Raw genomic sequence first — 18635 nt, forward strand, 5'->3', positions numbered from 1 at the left:
CCGTCAGGACAGCCATCGCCCTTGACGCGGGGCCGGGCTGATTTTACGACAGGTCAACTGAATAACAAATGTTCGCATTCCGAACAACATCGCTCTGGCGATCGGAGGAATTATTGTCGACATCTTCGCTGCACCCGCATGGTGTGTTCTCTGCCGCACTGACGCCGCTCGATGCCGGGCTCGCTCCCGATCATTCGCGTTTCGTCGAGCATTGCCGCTATCTTCTGGACGAAGGCTGCGACGGCATCGCGCTGCTGGGCACGACCGGGGAGGCGAACTCCTTCTCGATCGCCGAACGTACCGCGCTGCTGGAGGCCGCGATCGCCGGCGGCATCAAGCCGAGTCAGTTGCTGCCCGGCACCGGCGTTGCCGCGCTCACCGACACCATCGCACTGACGCGTCATGCGCTCTCGGTCGGCGTCGACAGCGTGGTGATGCTGCCGCCATTCTACTACAAGAACGTCAGCGATGACGGCGTCTATGCTTCCTACAGCGAAGTTGTGCAGCGTATCGGCGATGCGCGCCTGAAAGTCGTCCTCTATCACTATCCGCAGATGTCGGCGCAGCCGATCTCGCATGCGCTGATCGAGCGGTTGCGCAAGGCCTATCCGGCCACGTTCACCGGCATCAAGGATTCGTCCGGCGATTTCGCCAACATGACGGCGATGGTGGAGCGCTTCCCCGGGTTCGCCGTCCTCGGCGGCGCCGATCCGCTGATGCTGCCGCTACTGCGCAAGGGCGGGGCGGGATGCATCACCGCGACCTCCAACGTCGTCGCGCGCAGTCTTGCCTATGTCTACAAGCATTGTCGCGACAGCGATGACGATCCGGCCCTCAAGGCGGCGCAGGCGCGCATCGTGAAAGCCCGCGAGCTGGTCTCGCAGTTTCCCCAGATGGCTTCGCTGAAGGCGCTGGCGGCCGATCGCACCAAGCACGCCGGATGGCAGCGTCTGCGGCCGCCACTGGAGTCCTTGCAGCCCGACCAGCTGAAAACGCTGCTGGCGAATGCCGCCGCGTTCGCAGCCGCCTTCTAGGCGCAGCCGGCGAGGCGATCCGATGCTCGACTCCTTCCAGGATGCGCTGACCAATCTCGCCGCAATCGTCGGCGACAAGCACGTCATCGCCACTGGAGCGGACCAGTATCCTTATGTGGTGGACTGGCGGGGACGCTATCACGGCCGCGCGATCGCTGTGGTGAAGCCCGGCTCGACCGCCGAAGTCGCTTCCGTCGTCAAATACTGCGCTGACCGACGCCTTGCGATCGTGCCGCAAGGCGGCAATACCGGCATGTGCGGAGCCGCGACGCCGGACGATCATGCGGGCAATGTCGTGATCCGGCTCGACCGGATGCGCGCCGTGCGCGACGTCAGCCCGCTCGCCAACACGATCACGATGGAAGCCGGCTGTATTCTTGCCGAAGTGCAGGACGCAGCGCGTAGCGTCGATCGGTATTTCCCCCTGAGCCTGGGCGCCGAGGGCTCCTGCCAGATCGGCGGCAACATCTCGACCAATGCCGGCGGGACGGCCGTGCTGCGTTACGGCCCGACGCGCGATCTCGTGCTCGGGCTGGAAGTCGTGCTGCCCGACGGGCGCGTGTTCAACGGCATGCGTGCGCTGCGCAAGGACAACACGGGTTACGCCCTGAAGCAGCTCTTCATCGGCGCGGAAGGTACGCTCGGCATCATCACCGCTGCGGTGCTGAAGCTGTTCGCGCCGCCGCGCAGCTCGGCGCTGGCGCTGCTCAAACTGCAGGGTGTCGAGCAGGCGCTCGAGATCATGGCGCGCCTGCGCGGCGCGGTCGGCGACCGGCTCGGCAGCCTCGAGATCATGTCGCGCTCGCAGATCGAGGCCATCGCCGCGACCGTGCCGCACGTGACGATCCCATTCGAGCTGACGACGCCTTGGTATCTGATCGTCGAGCTGACCGATACGCTCGCAGGCGTCGACCTCGATGAGCCCTTGGCTGCTGTGCTGACCGAGGCAATGGAGGCAGGGCTCGCCGAGGATGTCATCCTCGCCTCCAATCTCGCGCAGGCCAAGGCGATCTGGGCCGTTAGGCACAGCGTGTCCGAAGGCAACAAGCGCAGCGGCTATGTGGTGTCGCATGACAGCGTGGTGCCGCTGGAGCGGCAGGCGGCCTTCGTGACGAATGTCGAAGCCCGGATCAAGGCCGCGGTTCCGCATGCGAACGTGGTGATGCACGGCCATATCGGCGACGGAAACATCCACGTGATCGCCCTGATCGACCGCGCGTATTGCCAGGAGCCCGCTGCAACGGCCGCTTTGGTGGCCGAGATCAATGAAATCGTCGACGACGAGACTGCAGCCCAGGGAGGGGCGATCAGTGCCGAGCACGGCATCGGCATCACCAATCGTGGCCGGCTCGCCCGCGTCACAGGTCCACTCGACATCGATCTGATGCGCAAGATCAAGCAATTGCTCGACCCGGACGGTCTGATGAACCCGGGCAAGATCTTCGCCGCCGAAGGTTCGCGACGATGACGAGCGTCCGCCTGCTCGCCGACGATCTCACCGGTGCGCTCGACACCGCGGCGGAGTTCGTCGGCCTGTGCGGACCGTTCGACGTCACCTGGCCGGATGCGGCCGTCGCATCGTCCTCTCCGAGCCTTGCGATCGATAGCGGGACGCGCGAGCGATCGAAGGCCGAGAGCATCGAGATCGTAGCGCGGCTGGCGCCGCAGCTTCGCGGAGCGACGATCCCGTACAAAAAGGTCGATAGCCTCCTTCGTGGGGCGTGGGCGGCCGAGCTCGGCGCGTGCCTGCGCGGCGGCGATTGGGCATCCTGCGTGGTCGCGCCAGCCTTCGACTATCAGGGGCGCCGCACCGTCGGGGGCCAGCAATTCGCGCGCACCGTGCAAGGCGATTGGCACCGCGTCGGTGACAATCTGCTGGCCCAGTTGCGGCAAGACGGCATCGCGGCGCAGCAGGGCCGGGCCGATACTTTATCGCAGGGCGGCGTCCAGGTGTTCGATGCCGAAAGTGACATCGATCTCGATCGGATCGTCGCGATGGGACAGCGCATGCCGGGGCCTGTGCTGTGGTGCGGCAGCGGCGGTCTCGCCGGCGCACTCGCCCGTAGCCATCGCGCCGATGCGCCAGGCCAATTGAAGCTGCCGGTACTGGGGTTGTTCGGGTCGGACCAGCCTGCGACTGCGTCTCAGCTGACGGCGTGCGGCGCGGCGACCATCGCGCTCGCGGAAGGTGAGGGCGCCGCGCCCGTCCGGCGCAAGCTGGCCGATGACGGCGTGGCGCTGGTCAAATTCTCACTCGCGGAAGGGCTCACTCGCGCCGAGGCGGCGCGGCGGATCGCGCGCGAAATGACGACGCTGATCTCGGCGCTCGAACCGCCGGGCACGTTGATCGTTGCCGGTGGAGAGACGCTGAAGGCCGCATGCGTCGCCCTCGGTGCGCATGCGCTCCAGGTGACGGGACGTATAGTGCCGGGCTTGCCGCGCTCGATCCTGCAGGGAGGCCGGTGGTCCGGCGTGGACGTGGTGTCGAAGTCCGGTGCATTCGGGCCGAGCGCGCTCTGGCGCGATCTGCTCCGGGACAATCATTTGCTCAACATGGGGAGTCCGACATGACCTCTCGGCATCTTGCCATCACCATGGGCGATCCCGCGGGGATCGGGCCGGAGATCATCGTCAAGGCCTGCGTCGGATTGAAGGACCGGATCGCAAAGGGCGATCTGCGCCTTCTGATCATCGGCAGCGGCGCGGCGCTTGATGGTGCAAGGACGGCACTCGGCGCCGACATCGCCATCCCCGAGGTCAGCAACGAGGATCGCGACTGGCCCAATCTGTGCTTCCTCCAGGCCGACGCCGAAGGCGAGCCGATCAAGCCCGGCGTGCTCAGCGCCGACGGCGGCCGCTTTGCCTACAAGGCGATCGAGCAGGGCGTGCGCCTGACGCAGGCGGGACGGACCTCCGCCATCGTGACGGCTCCGCTCAACAAGGAAGCGCTCAACAAGGCCGGCTATCATTTCCCCGGCCATACCGAGATGCTCGCGCATCTCACCGGCGTGCGCGGCTCGGTGATGCTGCTTGCTCATGGCAACATGCGCGTCAGCCATGTCTCGACCCATGTCGCGCTGGAGGATGTGCCGAAACGCCTGACGCCGGAGCGCCTGCGCATGGTGATCGACCTCACCAACGACGCGTTGCGGCGGCTCGGCATTGCCAGGCCGAAGATCGCGATTGCCGCGCTCAATCCGCATGCCGGTGAGGGCGGCCTGTTCGGCCGGCAGGATATCGATGTGTCGGCACCGACGATCGCCAAGGCGGTCGCCGACGGGCTCGACGTCGTCGGCCCGGTGCCCGGCGATACCATCTTCGTCAAGCTGCGCGCGGGCCAGTACGATGCCGCGGTCGCGATGTACCACGATCAGGGACACATCCCCGTCAAGCTGCTCGGCTTCCAGGTCGATCCCGCCACCGGTCTCTGGCAGGAGCTCTCCGGCGTCAACATCACGCTGGGTTTGCCGATCATCCGTACCTCCGTCGATCACGGCACCGCCTTCGACATCGCCGGCAAGGGCATTGCCAACGAGCACAGCCTGATCGAGGCCATCGACTATGCCGAACGGCTGGCCGCTGGCGCCTCCGCAACCAAGTCATGAGACCGAGCGTACGATGACCAATGCCTTCTCGCCCATCGAGATCCTTCGTCCAACCGTCCTCGAATTCGGCTGCGGCACGATCGCCGCTGCGGCACGCTTCGCCGAACGGATTGGCGCAAAACGGCCATTGGTGATTTCCGACGCTTTCAACGCCCGCCGTGTCGACACGCTGGCGCTGCCGGGCACGGTGAAAGTGTTCGGCGAAGTGAAGCCGGAGCCGGACCTGCCCAACCTGGAAAAGGCGGTGGCTATGGCGCGTGAGGCCAAGCCAGACCTCGTCGTCGGGTTTGGCGGCGGCAGCGCGATGGATCTGGCCAAGCTGGTCGCGGTGATGTGCACGAGCGATGAGGCCTTCGCGGACATCGTCGGGCCGGAGAAGGTGGCCGGCCGCAGCGTAGCGCTGATGCAGATCCCGACCACGTCGGGGACCGGCAGCGAGGCGGGCACGCGCGCGCTCGTCACCGATCCCGTCAGCCAGAACAAGCAGGCGGTGCAGAGCCGCTTCATGCTGGCCGACATCGCGATCGTCGATCCCGATCTGACGATGACAGTGCCGAAAGAAGTCACGGCGGCGACCGGCGTCGACGCGCTGGCGCATTGTGTCGAGGCCTATACCAGCCGTAAGGCGCATCCGACGATCGACCTCTACGCGCTCGAAGGTGCGCGGCTGGTCGGGCAGTATCTCACGCGGGCAGTGGCCGACGGCGCCGATCGCGAGGCGCGTGCGGGCCTGGCACTGGCCTCGCTCTATGGCGGCTATTGCCTCGGACCGGTGAACACCACTGCCGGTCACGCGGTCGCTTATCCACTCGGCACGCGTCACCACGTGGCGCATGGTCTCGCCTGCGCCGTGATCTTCCCGCATACGCTGGCTTTCAACATGCCGGCGGTGGAGGCGAAGACCGTCGCAGTGCTCCGGGCGCTTGGATTGCCGGAGCGGGGCGATGCAAAGCCGGCGTTCGACGCAACCTACAAGTTCTGCGCCGATCTGGGCATCGAGATGCGGCTGTCTGCGCTCGGCGTGCCCCGCAACGATCTCGCGGTGATGGCGGATGAGGCGCACGCCATTCGCCGCCTGCTCGACAACAATCCGCGCGACCTCGGCCGGGATGCGATTCTGAACATGTACGAAGTCGCGTTCTAGCCCTCTCCGCCGCTCGCTCGCGCGCGGCTACCAATCAATAACATTGAAAACAGAGGAAACTGCGATGAGATCGACGTGGCTTGTTCTTGCCTCACTCGTGCTACTGGCGGCCTCGCCGGCAAAGGCCCAGGACGGTTATCCCTCCAAGCAGGTGACGGTGATCGTTCCCTTCGCTGCCGGCGGCACCGCCGACATCCTCGCCCGCATGGTCTCGAACCATTTGCAGGCGAAGCTCGGCAAGCCTTTCGTGGTCGAGAATGTCGGCGGCGCCGGCTCCATCCTCGGCGTGACGCGGCTGACGAAGTCGGCGCCTGATGGCATCACGCTCGGCGTTGCCAGCACGTCGGCGCTCGCGATCAATCCGTCGCTCTATGGTCCGAAGCTCAGCTACCAGCCGGACAAGGATCTGGTGCCGGTCGCCCAGATCAGCGTCGTGCCCAACGTTCTCGTCGTGAATCCCAACAAGATCAAGGCGCGCACGGTGCCGGAGCTGATCGCCTATCTCAAGGCAAATCCGGACAAGATCTCGTTCGGCTCGGCCGGGGTCGGCACGTCGCAGCATCTTGCCGCCGAACTGTTCCAGCAGATGACCGGCACCAACATGGTGCACGTGCCTTACAAGGGCTCGAGCCAGATGCTGACCGACCTGCTCAGCGGCCAGATCGACCTCGCTTTCGACAACGTGCCGCTGCTGCTGCCGCAAGTGAAGACCGGGCAGCTCGCGATGCTCGCGACCGCAACTCCGAAACGCGCCAACTTCGATCCGGCAGTTCCCGCCGTTGCCGAATTTCTGCCGGGCTTCGAGGCCGTCGCCTGGCACGGCTTCTTCGTGCCGTCGGGGACGCGGAAGCCGATCGTCGAGAAGCTCTCGGCCGAGATCCGCGCCTTCATGCAGCAGCCGGAGACGGTACAGAAGATGGCCGAGCTCGGCGCCACCGCGGTCGCGCTCGACTCCGAGCCGTTCGCGGCCTACATCGCCACGGAGACGGCGCGATGGAAGAAAGTGATCGAGGCCGCGAACATCAAGCTGGATTAGGTGCCAACGTCGCTGCGCGCAACTCGCCGGCGGGGCGTCTGAATGGTCGGGTCTCCTGCAGCTGTTGAGGAGACACGACCCATTCACTGGAGCGCTTGCCAGCCCAGGGCCGAGCAGGTAGAACGCTGCCACGCCTGAGCCGTGATTTGCGCCAAACGCGCTTCCGGCGACAGTCGGGCAAATCAGCAAGTCATTGAATTTGTTCGACTCTTCCTTGGGGAATGGTGTAACGGTAGCACAACAGACTCTGACTCTGTTTGTCTTGGTTCGAATCCAGGTTCCCCAGCCACCGGCCCACAACATCACCAGCACCTTCAGGCGCTCACGGTTCGCATGAAACGCCTCTAAGCGGCCGTGTGCTCACGCATCTCCAAACGAACTTGCAGTGCTAGCCCATCATGCGTCGTTGTGTCGCGGAATCGCTCGACCGTCTGGCTCGCATCGTGGTGCGTCACACGAGTACGGAGCGCCGCCGTCCTAGGCCGGAAAATGGAGGAAAGCACTCACAACAATCACAAAATCATGCAAACTGCGACTCCCGCTTGAGCTCACCCGTTGTTACGGCAACGGCAGCGTAGCTGTGTTCAACGGACGGCATCTTCTGTTAGCGCTGCAACTTGGGGCTGTCCCCGCTTGCTTTACACATCGTACAGAACGGAGCTAATCTTTTTGTTTGTTTTCTAAAAATTTTCATAATGCGTGAGGGCGTCATGGTTGCAGGCGTCGTTTCTCTCAGCGGTACGTCAACTCAGAATCAAACTCTGGCTGCAAGCATCACGGATGTCGATGGCATCCCAGTGGGGGCACCCATCGCTTACCAGTGGCAGCAAAGCGCCGACAGTGGCGTGAGCTGGACCGACATTGCGGGAGCAACCGCGAGTTCCCTGACATTGCAGCAGGCATACGTTGGCAGGCTCGTCCGCGCCGGCGTGAGCTACACTGATGCCGCGGGAAACGCAGAGCAAGACTTCAGCCCCGCGACTGCGTCCGTCGGCAACCTCAATGATGTGGGCGTGGCCAGCATCGTCGGCACGACGGTTCAGGGGCAGACGCTGACTGCGAGCGTCACCGATCTGGACGGATTGGCGAACGTGGTGATCAGCTATCGCTGGCAGCAGCTGATCAACGGAAGCTGGAGCAACATCTCGCAAGCGACAGGGGCGACCTATACGCTTCAAGCCGCGCAAGTTGGCCGGCAGGTGCGGGTTCGCGTAACCTATACGGATCAGCTAGGTGCGTCTGAGTCCAATCGAACGAGCTCCGCCACTCCCGTGATCGTCGCGACCAACCCTGCTGGTAACGACATCGGGGTCGTTTCCTTGAGTGGCACCTCGACGCAGAACCAAGTCCTCGTTGCAAGCGTAACGGATGTCGACGGCCTCCCGTCGGGGACTCCCATTGGATACCAATGGCAACAGAGTTCGGATGGCGGCGTCACATGGAGCGATATCGCTGCGGGCGCAACGGGCAAGGCGCTAACACTCACGCAGGCGCAGGTTGCGATGCGCGTCCGGGCCGTCGTTAGCTACACTGACGCCGCTGGCAGCGCTCAGTCCGTCGCCAGCGCAGCGACAACGGCCATCGCAAACGTCAACGATGCAGGCGTCGTGGCCACAACGGGCACGCCGGTTCAAGGCCAGATGCTGAAGGCCGACGTCACCGATCGTGACGGCCTAACGAACGTTTCGATAACGTACCGCTGGCAACAATTGATCAATGGCACCTGGAGCAACATCGCGAATGCCACGGGAGCCACGCTGACGCTGCAATCCGCACAGGTCGGCCGGCAAGTCCGCGTGCTCGTCAGCTATACTGACCAGCTTGGGGGGGCGGAAACCAACCGGACGAGCGCAGCCACCCCGCTGGTCGTGACCGCCAACAATCACCCGGGCGTGGTGAGCGTCGGCGGGACACCGACGCAGGGCCAGACGTTGACGGCGACGGTGAGCGATGCGGACGGAGTGCCGGCCGCCGTCACCTATCAGTGGCAGCAGAGTGCGAACGGCAGCACCTGGACCAACATCGGCGGCGCGACGGCGAGCACGCTGGTCCTTGGGCAGGCCCAGGTCGGCAGCTTCGTGCGTGCCACCGCCACCTATACGGACCTCCAGGGCAGCAGCGAGACTCCATTGAGCCCCGCGACCGCCGCGGCGGTCGCCAACGTCAACGACGCCGGCGCCGTCGCGATCAACGGCACCGCGACCCAGAACCAGGTCTTGACGGCCAGCATCACCGATCCCGACGGCGTGCCCGCGACGATCGGCTATGTCTGGCAGAGCAGTCCTGACGGCAGCGCCTGGACCAATCTCGCCGCCACCGGATCGAGCCTCACCCTCGACAGCAGCCTCGTCGGCAAGCGGATCCGGGTCAGTGCCGCCTACACCGACCAGCTCGGCACGGGCGAGAACGTGACGAGCGCGGCAACGGCGCCGGTTGCGGCTGCGAATTCCGATCCCACGAGTCTCTTCACCACACAGACGCCCGCCCAACCGAACTTCACCGACGGGCCAGGGGTGGATTGGGAGATCGGGATGCGCTTCACCAGCGCCAATCCCGGACAGATCCAGGCGATCCGGTTCTACAAGTCCCCCAGCGAGACGGGCACGCATGTGGGGTACATCTGGTCGTCCACGGGCCAGCAGCTGGCGACGGTGACGTTCACGAACGAAGGTACATCAGGCTGGCAGCAGCAGGCGCTCGCCACGCCGCTGACCATCACCGCCGGCACCACCTACGTGGTCTCCGTCAACACCAACGGCTACTACGCCGTCACCTCGCAGGGCTTCGCCTCACCCATCACCAATGGCGGGCTGAGCGCACCGGCAGGCGCCGGCGTCTACAACGACGTTGAGGGCGCCTTCCCGAGCCTCGTCTACCAAAACGAGAACTACTTCCGGGACGTCGTGTTTGTTTCCGGATCGTCAAGTCCCAACAATCGCCCGGGCGTGGTGAGTGTTGGCGGGACACCGACGCAGGGCCAGACGTTGACGGCGACGGTGAGCGATGCGGACGGAGTGCCAGCCGCCGTCACCTATCAGTGGCAGCAGAGTGCGAACGGCAGCACCTGGACCAACATCGGCGGCGCGACGGCGAGCACGCTGGTCCTTGGGCAGGCCCAGGTCGGCAGCTTCGTGCGTGCCATCGCCACCTATACGGACCTCCAGGGCAGCAGCGAGACTCCATTGAGCCCCGCGACCGCCACGGCGGTCGCCAACGTCAACGACGCCGGCGCCGTCGCGATCAACGGCACCGCGACCCAGAACCAGGTCTTGACGGCCAGCATCACCGATCCCGACGGCGTGCCCGCGACGATCGGCTATGTCTGGCAGAGCAGTCCTGACGGCAGCGCCTGGACCAATCTCGCCGCCACCGGATCGAGCCTCACCCTCGACAGCAGCCTCGTCGGCAAGCGGATCCGGGTCAGTGCCGCCTACACCGACCAGCTCGGCACGGGCGAGAACGTGACGAGCGCGGCAACGGCGCCGGTTGCGGCTGCGAATTCCGATCCCACGAGTCTCTTCACCACACAGACGCCCGCCCAACCGAACTTCACCGACGGGCCAGGGGTGGATTGGGAGATCGGGATGCGCTTCACCAGCGCCAATCCCGGACAGATCCAGGCGATCCGGTTCTACAAGTCCCCCAGCGAGACGGGCACGCATGTGGGGTACATCTGGTCGTCCACGGGCCAGCAGCTGGCGACGGTGACGTTCACGAACGAAGGCGCATCGGGCTGGCAGCAGCAGGCGCTCGCCACGCCGCTGACCATCACCGCCGGCACCACCTACGTGGTCTCCGTCAACACCAACAGCTACTATGCCGTCACCCCGCAGGGCTTCGCCTCACCCATCACCAATGGCGGGCTGAGCGCACCGGCAGGCGCCGGCGTCTACAACGACGTTGAGGGCGCCTTCCCGAGCCTCGTCTACCAAAACGAGAACTACTTCCGGGACGTCGTGTTTGTTCCAGCGGCCATCATCTCATTGGCCAACAATGCGACGATCTACGTCAGTGAAGCGGCGGGCACAGCAACCATCACAGTCACGCGATCAGGCGATCTGCAGTCGCAAACGACTGTGGAGTACACGACGAATGAGATCGGCAGCGCCGGGGCGGCGCAGGCTGGATTGGACTTTATCCAACCTACGTTCAATGGCCGAGCGAATACGGGCCAGGTTGTCTTCGGACCTGGCGAGAGCACCAAGAGCTTCACCGTCTCGATCGTGAACGATCAACTCGTCGAGGGCAGCGAGACGTTCGCCGTCGGCCTTCAGAATCCCGCATCCGGCTCGCTGGGAGTGCCCCGGACGGTGCTGGTGACCGTCGTCGACGACGATTCACCCTCCACCATCTCCATGGCGGACATGGCGGTGAGCGTCTCCGAGACCACGCCTTCAGCGACCCTCACGCTGTTGCGTAACGGCAGCATCGATCAACCCGCCACGATCCAGTTCACAACGAGCAACGGCAGTGCGCTCGCGGGATCGGACTACACGGCATCGTCGGGCACCGTCACCTTCGCCGCCGGCCAACCCAGCCAGACCATCTCGGTCCCGATCATCAACGACTCGGCGGGGGAAGCCGACGAGAGCTTCACCGTCACCTTGAGCAATCCAACGGGTGCCGCTCTCGGCGCACAGACGACCACCACCGTAAGTATCCTCGACAACGACAGTCTCAATATCGGGAGTCTGACGCGCCAGACCGCTGTGACCGGGTTGAGCGAGCCAACGGCGATCGATTGGACTCCCGACGGCCGCTACATGCTGGTTGCGCAGAAGGGCGGTGTGGTGCGCGTGGTGGACAACGGCACACTGCGGTCGACGCCGCTCATCAACCTTTCTAGCGAGGTGAATGAGTTCGGCGATCGCGGACTACTGGGGATCGCGATCCACCCGAATTTCGCCAGCAATCCCTATGTCTATCTGCTCTACACCTACGATCCACCCGAAACGGCGGGCCAAACGGGACTCGCAGCACGCGATCAGGCCGGGAACCGACCTTCTCGTCTGGTCAGGGTAACTGTCAACCCCGCCACCATGGTTGCCGATCCGGCGAGCGGAATCGTGCTGGTCGGCAAGAACAGCATCTGGGCCTATACGAGCCGGCCCGACGTCAACAGCAACGGCGATCCTAACATTCCTCCATCAGGTATCGTCAACGGCACCACCATAACGGCACCCGCCAGCCAGATAGAGTCCGGACCGCAGGATAACGATCCGAACCACGCGGGGATTCAGAATCAGAACATTCGCGATTATCTAGCGACGGACGGCGACTCCCATTCCATCGGTGCCGTTCATTTTGGTCCCGACGGCTATCTCTACCTCACCGTGGGCGACGGCACGTCATATAATTTCGCTGACCCTCGCGCGGTGCGAGTCCAGGACATCCACAATCTGTCGGGCAAGATGTTGCGGGTCGATCCGACCACGGGCGAAGGCGTGCCCGGCAACCCCTACTACCAGGCCAGTGATCCGAACAGCAATCAGTCGAAGATATTCGGCTATGGTGTCCGCAACGCCTACCGCTTCAGTTTCGATCCGGTCACCAATCTGCCCGTGTTCGGAGACGTGGGCTGGGCCACCTATGAAGAGATCAATACCGGTCCGGCTGGCTCGAATTTCGGGTGGCCCTACCTGGAAGGGCCGGGCCGGACCGGACCGGCAGCTACCAAGACCTTTCGCAGGCGATCAGTTTTTACAACAATGGCAACCGCAACAATACGTCGGACCTGCCTGCCGTCTTCCCCATCCTGTCGCGCAGCCACGGCGCTCCGGACAATGCCGCTGCGATCACCGCGGGAGATTTCTACAATCAGAACACTCTGCTCTTCGACGATGTCCTCAATGGGAACATCTACGCTGCCACCTTGAACGCGAGCCGACAGGTCACCAATGTCCAGGTCGTCGATTCCGGCATTCCCGGCATCGTCGACCTGCAGAAGGGGCCCGATGGCTCGATCTACGGTGCCGATGTGTACGATGGCACGATCCGGCGATGTGTGGACTCCTCGACCACGTCTGCCAGCACGCTCGGACTTGCGGCGCCGTCCTTCTGATGAGTGTCGCAAGGGGACACGCCATCGCGCGGTGTCCCTCGATCGAGTGCGAATACAAAGTTGCAGTCAATCGCAGAGCAATTAAGTTACGGATCTGCTCGTCCCATGGGGCCATCCCACAAGCAATCTAATTGGCTGATACAGCTTTAGTTTTATGATCGAGCCGGACGCTCCCGGGACGTTCGTGGCCGCGCTGCCGCTCGCGACCGTTTGCCTCACCTGAAAATCGCCTTTCCGAGTCGGATCGCGGGACACTCGATCGTTCTTAGATCACACAACGCAAGGAGTTCCGTGATGCCCTATGTCGATGGTTTCGTACTCGCCGTGCCCAAGGACAACATCGAAGCCTACAAGGCTATGGCGACGACAGCCTGCGCGATCTGGATGGAGCACGGCGCGCTCGACTATGTCGAATGCATCGGCGACGATGTTCCCTATGGCGAGCTCACCTCGTTCCCACGCGCGGTGATCGCGAAGGAGGACGAGGTCGTGATCTTCGCCTGGATCGTCTATCGCGACAGGGAGAGCCGCGACGCCATCAACAAGAAGGTGATGGAGGACCCGCGGCTGAAGATGGACGGCATGCCGTTCGACGGCAAGCGCATGATCTATGGCGGCTTCACGACGCTGCTCCGGGCGAGCGACATCGTGACCTGATGATACCCCTTACTTGATCTTGTCGTAGGCCGCCGCGAAATCGTTCAGCGGCATCGGGATCGCGATCGTCTCCTTGGCCATGTTCTGGAAGGAGACCTTGAGCTGCTTGCCCGACCGCAAGGCGGCGAGCAGGTCGGGCGCGACCGGCGTCGAGGCGTAGCAGCCGCGGTTCTCGCAGGTCTGGATCTGGAGATCGAACGACTTGCCCTCGTCGACCTGGAGCTTGGCGCCGACAGGCAGGTTGAGACCGAGCGGCAACTGAAGCAGCGCGATCGGCGTGCGTGTATCGGGCGCGATGCGGATGTTGATCAGGATGACGGTCTGGCCGGTCTTGGTCAGCACCGCGTTCTGCTCCATCGCGCATTCGAGCGGCGCGTCGCGGCTCGGGCTGGTGCAGCGCACGATCCAGCCGGGTTGTCCCGGTGTGCCGTCCGCCGGCGCTTGCGTCGGGGCAGCCGCGGGCTGCGCGGCCGGTGCAGCAGGAGCGGCGTTCTTCTTGGCGCCCTGCTGGGCAGACGCGGCGCCGGTCGACAACAGGACGGCGGCGGCGAGGGCGGCAAGTCTGGATTGCATGAGCATGGCGAAACCGCGTTGGCGTGAACCGAAAGTCCCGCTGTAGCGTCGCGGGAGGCGCGGCGCAAGCTTACTCGGCGGCTTCCTTGACCGTGCCGTGTGCGGGCGTCTCGTCGCCTTCGCCGTTACCCGAGCGGCCCCAGGTGGAGAACCAGTTGTTGAGCTTGTCGAGATAGAGATAGACGACCGGCGTCGTGAACAGCGTCAGCGCCTGGCTGACGATCAGGCCGCCGACCATGGCGTAGCCGAGCGGCTGGCGGATCTCCGCGCCGGTGCCGTGACCGAGCATCAGCGGTACGCCGCCCAGCAGCGCGGCCATCGTCGTCATCATGATCGGCCGGAAGCGCAGCAGCGCCGCCTGGCGGATCGATTCTTCCGGCGTCTTGTGCTCGTCACGCTCGGCCGCGATCGCGAAGTCGACCATCATGATGCCGTTCTTCTTCACGATGCCGATCAGCAGAATGATTCCGATCAATGCAATGAGGCTGAAGTCGAAGCCCGCCGCCATCAGGATCGCGAGCGCGCCGACGCCGGCCGAGGGCAGGGTCGACAGGATCGTGATTGGATGGATGTAGCTCTCGTAGAGGATGCCGAGGATCAGGTAGACCACGACGAGAGCCGCCAGGATCAACAGCGGCACGGTGCCGAGCGATTGCTGGAAGGCCTGTGCGGTGCCCTGGAAGCTGGAATTGAGCGTCGGCGGCGTGCCGAGCTCGGCCATCGCCCGTTGCACGGCTTCGGTCGCCTGGCCGAGCGCGACGCCCTGGGCGAGATTGAAGCTGATCGTGATCGACGGGAACTGGCCCTGGTGGCTGATCGAGAGCGGACGAACCGGATCGGTGCTCCAGGTCGCGAAGGTCGACAGCGGCACCTGCTCGCCGGTCAAGGGCGATTTCAGATAGAGCTTGTTCAAGGTTTCGAGATCGCCCTGCAATTCTGGCAGGACTTCCAGGATGACCTTGTAGGTGTTGAGCTGCGTGAAATACTGCGTCACCTGCCGTTGTCCGAAGGAGTCGTACAGCGTGTCGTCGATCATCTGCGGTTGGATGCCGTAGCGCGAAGCGGTGTCGCGGTTGATCTTGAGCTGGACCGTGGTGCCCTGCGTCTGCTGGTCGGTCGCGACGTCGCGCAGCTCCGGCAGTGTCTGCATCTTGGCAAGGATCTTCGGCGCCCACTCGTTGAGCTCGGCAAGATCGGCGTCCTGCAAGGTGAATTCGAATTGCGTACGGGTCGGACGGCCGCCGAGCCGGACGTCCTGGGCCGCCTGCATGTAGAGGCGCGCGCCCGGCACCTTCTCGAGCTTGGGGCGCAGCCGCGCGATGATCTGCTGCGCCGAGGCCTCGCGCTCGTTGCGCGGCTTCAGAGTGATGAACATGTTGCCGTTGTTGCCGGCACGGCCGCTGCCGCCGATGTTCATCGCGATCGTGGCGACGTCGGGATCCTCCATTACGATCTTGCCGAGCTCGACCTGACGCCGCTGCATTTCGGCGAACGAGATGTCCTGCGAGGCTTCGGAAGTCGCCGTGATCAGGCCGACGTCCTGCTGCGGGAAGAAGCCCTTTGGGATCAGGACGAACAGGTAGATCGACAATCCGAGCGTCGCGAAGAAGATTGCCAACGTGGTGCGGCGCCAGGCGAGGGCGTGGTCCAGAACATATTCATAGCCGCGCAGCAAGCCGTCGAAGGCGCGCTCGCTCCATTGATAGAACTTGCCGTGGGTGACTTCGCCGTGAGCGCGCAGGAAGCGCGAAGCCATCATCGGCGTCAGCGTCAGCGACACGAACATCGAGACGAAGATGGTCATCGCCAGCACCACGGCGAACTCGCGGAACAAGCGCCCGATGATACCGCCCATCAGCAACAGGGGGATCAGCACCGCGACCAGCGAGATGCTGATCGAGACGATGGTGAAGCCGATTTCCTTGGAGCCCTTGAAGGCGGCCTCCATCGGCGAGTAGCCTTCTTCGATGTAGCGGGTGATGTTCTCGAGCATCACGATGGCGTCGTCGACGACGAAACCGACTGCAATGGTGAGTGCCATCAGCGACAAATTGTCGAGCGAATAGCCGACCGGCCACATCAGGGCGCACGCGCCCAATAGCGCCAATGGCACCGTCACCGTGGGAATGACGGTGGCCCAGAAGCTGCGCAGGAAGATGAAGATGACTGCGACAACGAGTGCGATGGTCAACAGCAGCGTGAACTGGACGTCTTCGACCGCGGCGCGGATCGTCGCAGTGCGGTCGCTGATCAGCTCGATTTTGATGGCGGGCGGAATGGCGGCCACCAGTCGGGGCAGGGTGGCCTTGATGCGGTCCACCGTCTCGATGACGTTGGCGCCGGGCTGCTTGAAGATGACAAGGAATACGCCGCGCTTGCCGTTGGCCCAGGCCGCCTGCTTGGCGTCTTCGGCGGCGCTGACCGCCTGGCCAATGTCGCGGATGCGGAGCGGGCCGCCATTGCGATAGGCGATGATGACGTCGTTCCAGTCCTTGGCGTCGGTGAGCTGATCGTTGGCGTAAATCGTGTACGCGCGTTTGGGGCCGTCGATATTGCCCTTGGGGCTATCGACGGTGGTGATGGCGATCTGGCTGCGCACGTCCTCCATCGAGAGGCCTTTGGCGACGAGTTTCGCCGGGTCGACCTGGATGCGGATCGAGGGTTTCTGCTGGCCGCCGATGAAGACTTGGGCGACGCCGGAGAGCTGGCTGATCTGCTGGGCGAGCTGGGCGTCGACGGCGTCGCTGACGCTGGTCAGAGGTAGCGTGTCGGAAGTTGCCGACAGCAGCAGGATCGGGGCGTCCGCCGGGTTGACCTTGCGATAGGTCGGCGGCGAGGGCAGGTTCTTGGGCAGCTGGCCGCTGGCCGCGTTGATGGCACCCTGGACGTCGTTGGCGGCGCCGTCGATGCTGCGATTGAGGTCGAACTGGATGGTGATCGACGCCGTGCCCAGATAGCTCGTCGAGGTCATCTGGGCGATGCCCGGAATCTGGGCGAATTGCCGCTCGAGCGGCTGTGCCACCGACGAGGCCATCGTCTCGGGGCTGCCGCCCGGCAAATTGGCGGTGATCTGGATGGTCGGGAAGTCCACCTGCGGCAGCGGCGCGACCGGCAGCAGGGGGTAGGCGACGAGGCCGACGAACAGAATGCCGGCCATCAGCAGCGAGGTGCCGATGGGATAACGGATGAAAGGTGCCGAAATCCCGCCGCCGATCATTCCTGTCGAACCTTTTTCTGGGCCGGATCCGAACTCGCCACCGCTGTCGAGACGACGCTTCCGGGCTGCACCTTGAACTGACCGCCGGTGATGACCTGCTGCCCGGGGGTGAGGCCTTCATCGACGACCGAACGTCCATCGATGGCATAACGGACCTTGATCTTGTGTAGCTCGGCCTTGTTGTCCTGATTGACGGTATAAGCGTAAAGACCATTCGTCGAATGCTGGACCGCATCATCGGGAACCACCGTGGCATCCTTCAGCGTCCGCACCAGAAGCCGCGTCGAAACGGACTGCCCCGGCCACAGCGCGTGGTCCTTGTTCTCGAACACCGCTTTGAGCCGGATCGTCCCGCTGGTGGTGTCGACCTGGTTGTTGATGACGGCGAGCTTGCCCTCCGCCAGCGTCTTCTTACCGTCCGTCGTGAAGGCGATGACCTTGAGCGCGCCAGCCTTCTGGCCTTCGCTGATATAGGGGAGCTGGTCCTCTGGCGCCGTGAAGATCACTGAGATCGGCTCGACCTGTGAGATCGTGACGATGCCCGTCTGCGTCGAGGCGTTGACGATGTTGCCGACGTCCACTTGGCGGAGCCCAGCGACGCCCGTGATCGGCGCCTTGATCTGCGTGTAGTCGAGCTGGGTCTGGGCGTTGACGATCGCGGCCTCGTCGCCGGCGATCTGGGCGGTGAGCTGAGCGACGGTGGAGCGCTGGGTGTCGACCCGCTGTGCGGTGGAGAATTCGCCAAGCTTCATGGCGCGCTGGAGCTCGAGATTGGCGTTGGCGAGGTTCGCCTCGTCCTGCGCCTTCTTGGCCTTGGCCTGGTCAAGCGCGGCTTGATAGGGCCGGGGATCGATCGAGACCAGAAGGTCGCCCTGCTGGACGATCTGGCCTTCTTTGAATTCGAGCCTGTTGATCTGACCATCGACCCGGCTGCGGACCTGGACGGTATTGAAGCCTTGAACCGTACCCAGACCGGTCAGGTAGACCGGAAAATCAGTCTTCTGGACGGGCGCGACGCTGACAGGAATGGCGGATGGGCGAGGCGGCGCCTTCTGTGCTGTCCGGGTCGTTCCGGCCGAGCCGAATTTCTCCCACCCATAGTAACCTGCGGAGGCCACGGCCGCGATGATCAGAATCCAGAGGATCGGCCGGGACTTTTTCATATCGTCGCTGTCGGCTCTTGTGCCCTAGACTTACGAATTATGGGGCAATCATACGGTTCCAGCGCGCTTGTATAATACACGCCAAGTTCCAGTGTAAACAGCACTATCGGTCGAGAATCCTAAACAATTGGAAAGCTTTGCACTG

General features: G+C 64.0%; 12 protein-coding genes and 1 tRNA gene. 10 read left to right on the forward strand and 3 right to left on the reverse strand.

Going from position 1 to position 18635, the window contains the following annotated elements; all coding sequences use genetic code 11:
- The first annotated feature begins 113 nt into the window (after positions 1-113).
- The 10 genes from LPJ38_RS21570 to LPJ38_RS21615 all read left to right on the forward strand — a co-directional run bounded on the left by LPJ38_RS21570 (position 114) and on the right by LPJ38_RS21615 (position 13537).
- Complete coding sequence (locus LPJ38_RS21570) at positions 114-1034, forward strand: dihydrodipicolinate synthase family protein (protein ID WP_167520684.1); 921 nt, start codon at positions 114-116, stop codon at positions 1032-1034.
- A 22-nt stretch (positions 1035-1056) separates the two neighbouring features.
- On the forward strand, positions 1057-2502 hold the full coding sequence (locus tag LPJ38_RS21575; RefSeq protein ID WP_145640239.1) for an FAD-binding oxidoreductase: 1446 nt from the start codon (positions 1057-1059) through the stop codon (positions 2500-2502).
- Complete coding sequence (locus LPJ38_RS21580) at positions 2499-3605, forward strand: four-carbon acid sugar kinase family protein (protein ID WP_145640242.1); 1107 nt, start codon at positions 2499-2501, stop codon at positions 3603-3605. The genes LPJ38_RS21575 and LPJ38_RS21580 overlap by 4 nt, the downstream gene beginning before the upstream one ends.
- Positions 3602-4639 (forward strand): 4-hydroxythreonine-4-phosphate dehydrogenase PdxA, encoded by a 1038-nt coding sequence (gene pdxA, locus LPJ38_RS21585; RefSeq protein WP_145640244.1) that lies wholly within the window; start codon positions 3602-3604, stop codon positions 4637-4639. Before LPJ38_RS21580 ends, pdxA begins: the two co-directional genes overlap by 4 nt.
- Before the next feature lie 13 nt (positions 4640-4652).
- A complete protein-coding gene (locus LPJ38_RS21590; protein ID WP_208750619.1) occupies positions 4653-5783 on the forward strand; it encodes an iron-containing alcohol dehydrogenase in 1131 nt (376 codons plus the stop codon).
- Between the two features lie 64 nt (positions 5784-5847).
- Positions 5848-6819, forward strand: a complete 972-nt coding sequence (locus tag LPJ38_RS21595) for a Bug family tripartite tricarboxylate transporter substrate binding protein (RefSeq protein WP_167520685.1) — start codon at positions 5848-5850, stop codon at positions 6817-6819.
- Between the two features lie 215 nt (positions 6820-7034).
- Positions 7035-7108, forward strand: a tRNA-Gln gene (locus LPJ38_RS21600).
- A gap of 421 nt (positions 7109-7529) precedes the next feature.
- A complete protein-coding gene (locus LPJ38_RS21605; RefSeq protein WP_231088374.1) occupies positions 7530-12695 on the forward strand; it encodes a DUF4082 domain-containing protein in 5166 nt (1721 codons plus the stop codon).
- Positions 12692-12880 (forward strand): hypothetical protein, encoded by a 189-nt coding sequence (locus LPJ38_RS21610; RefSeq protein WP_231088375.1) that lies wholly within the window; start codon positions 12692-12694, stop codon positions 12878-12880. Before LPJ38_RS21605 ends, LPJ38_RS21610 begins: the two co-directional genes overlap by 4 nt.
- 294 nt (positions 12881-13174) lie before the next feature.
- Positions 13175-13537: a DUF1428 domain-containing protein gene (locus tag LPJ38_RS21615; RefSeq protein WP_167520807.1), complete on the forward strand. Its 363-nt coding sequence runs from the start codon at positions 13175-13177 to the stop codon at positions 13535-13537.
- 9 nt (positions 13538-13546) lie between these two features.
- On the opposite strand, the gene LPJ38_RS21620 is transcribed toward LPJ38_RS21615, so the two are convergent.
- The 3 genes from LPJ38_RS21620 to LPJ38_RS21630 all read right to left on the reverse strand — a co-directional run bounded on the left by LPJ38_RS21620 (position 13547) and on the right by LPJ38_RS21630 (position 18490).
- On the reverse strand, positions 13547-14116 hold the full coding sequence (locus LPJ38_RS21620; protein WP_167520808.1) for an invasion associated locus B family protein: 570 nt from the start codon (positions 14114-14116) through the stop codon (positions 13547-13549).
- A 64-nt stretch (positions 14117-14180) separates the two neighbouring features.
- Complete coding sequence (locus LPJ38_RS21625; RefSeq protein WP_145642838.1) at positions 14181-17327, reverse strand: multidrug efflux RND transporter permease subunit; 3147 nt, start codon at positions 17325-17327, stop codon at positions 14181-14183.
- Positions 17324-18490: an efflux RND transporter periplasmic adaptor subunit gene (locus LPJ38_RS21630; RefSeq protein ID WP_145642840.1), complete on the reverse strand. Its 1167-nt coding sequence runs from the start codon at positions 18488-18490 to the stop codon at positions 17324-17326. The genes LPJ38_RS21625 and LPJ38_RS21630 overlap by 4 nt, the downstream gene beginning before the upstream one ends.
- Positions 18491-18635 lie beyond the last annotated feature (145 nt).

Source organism: Bradyrhizobium daqingense (assembly GCF_021044685.1).
Classification (GTDB): Bacteria; Pseudomonadota; Alphaproteobacteria; order Rhizobiales; family Xanthobacteraceae; genus Bradyrhizobium; species Bradyrhizobium daqingense.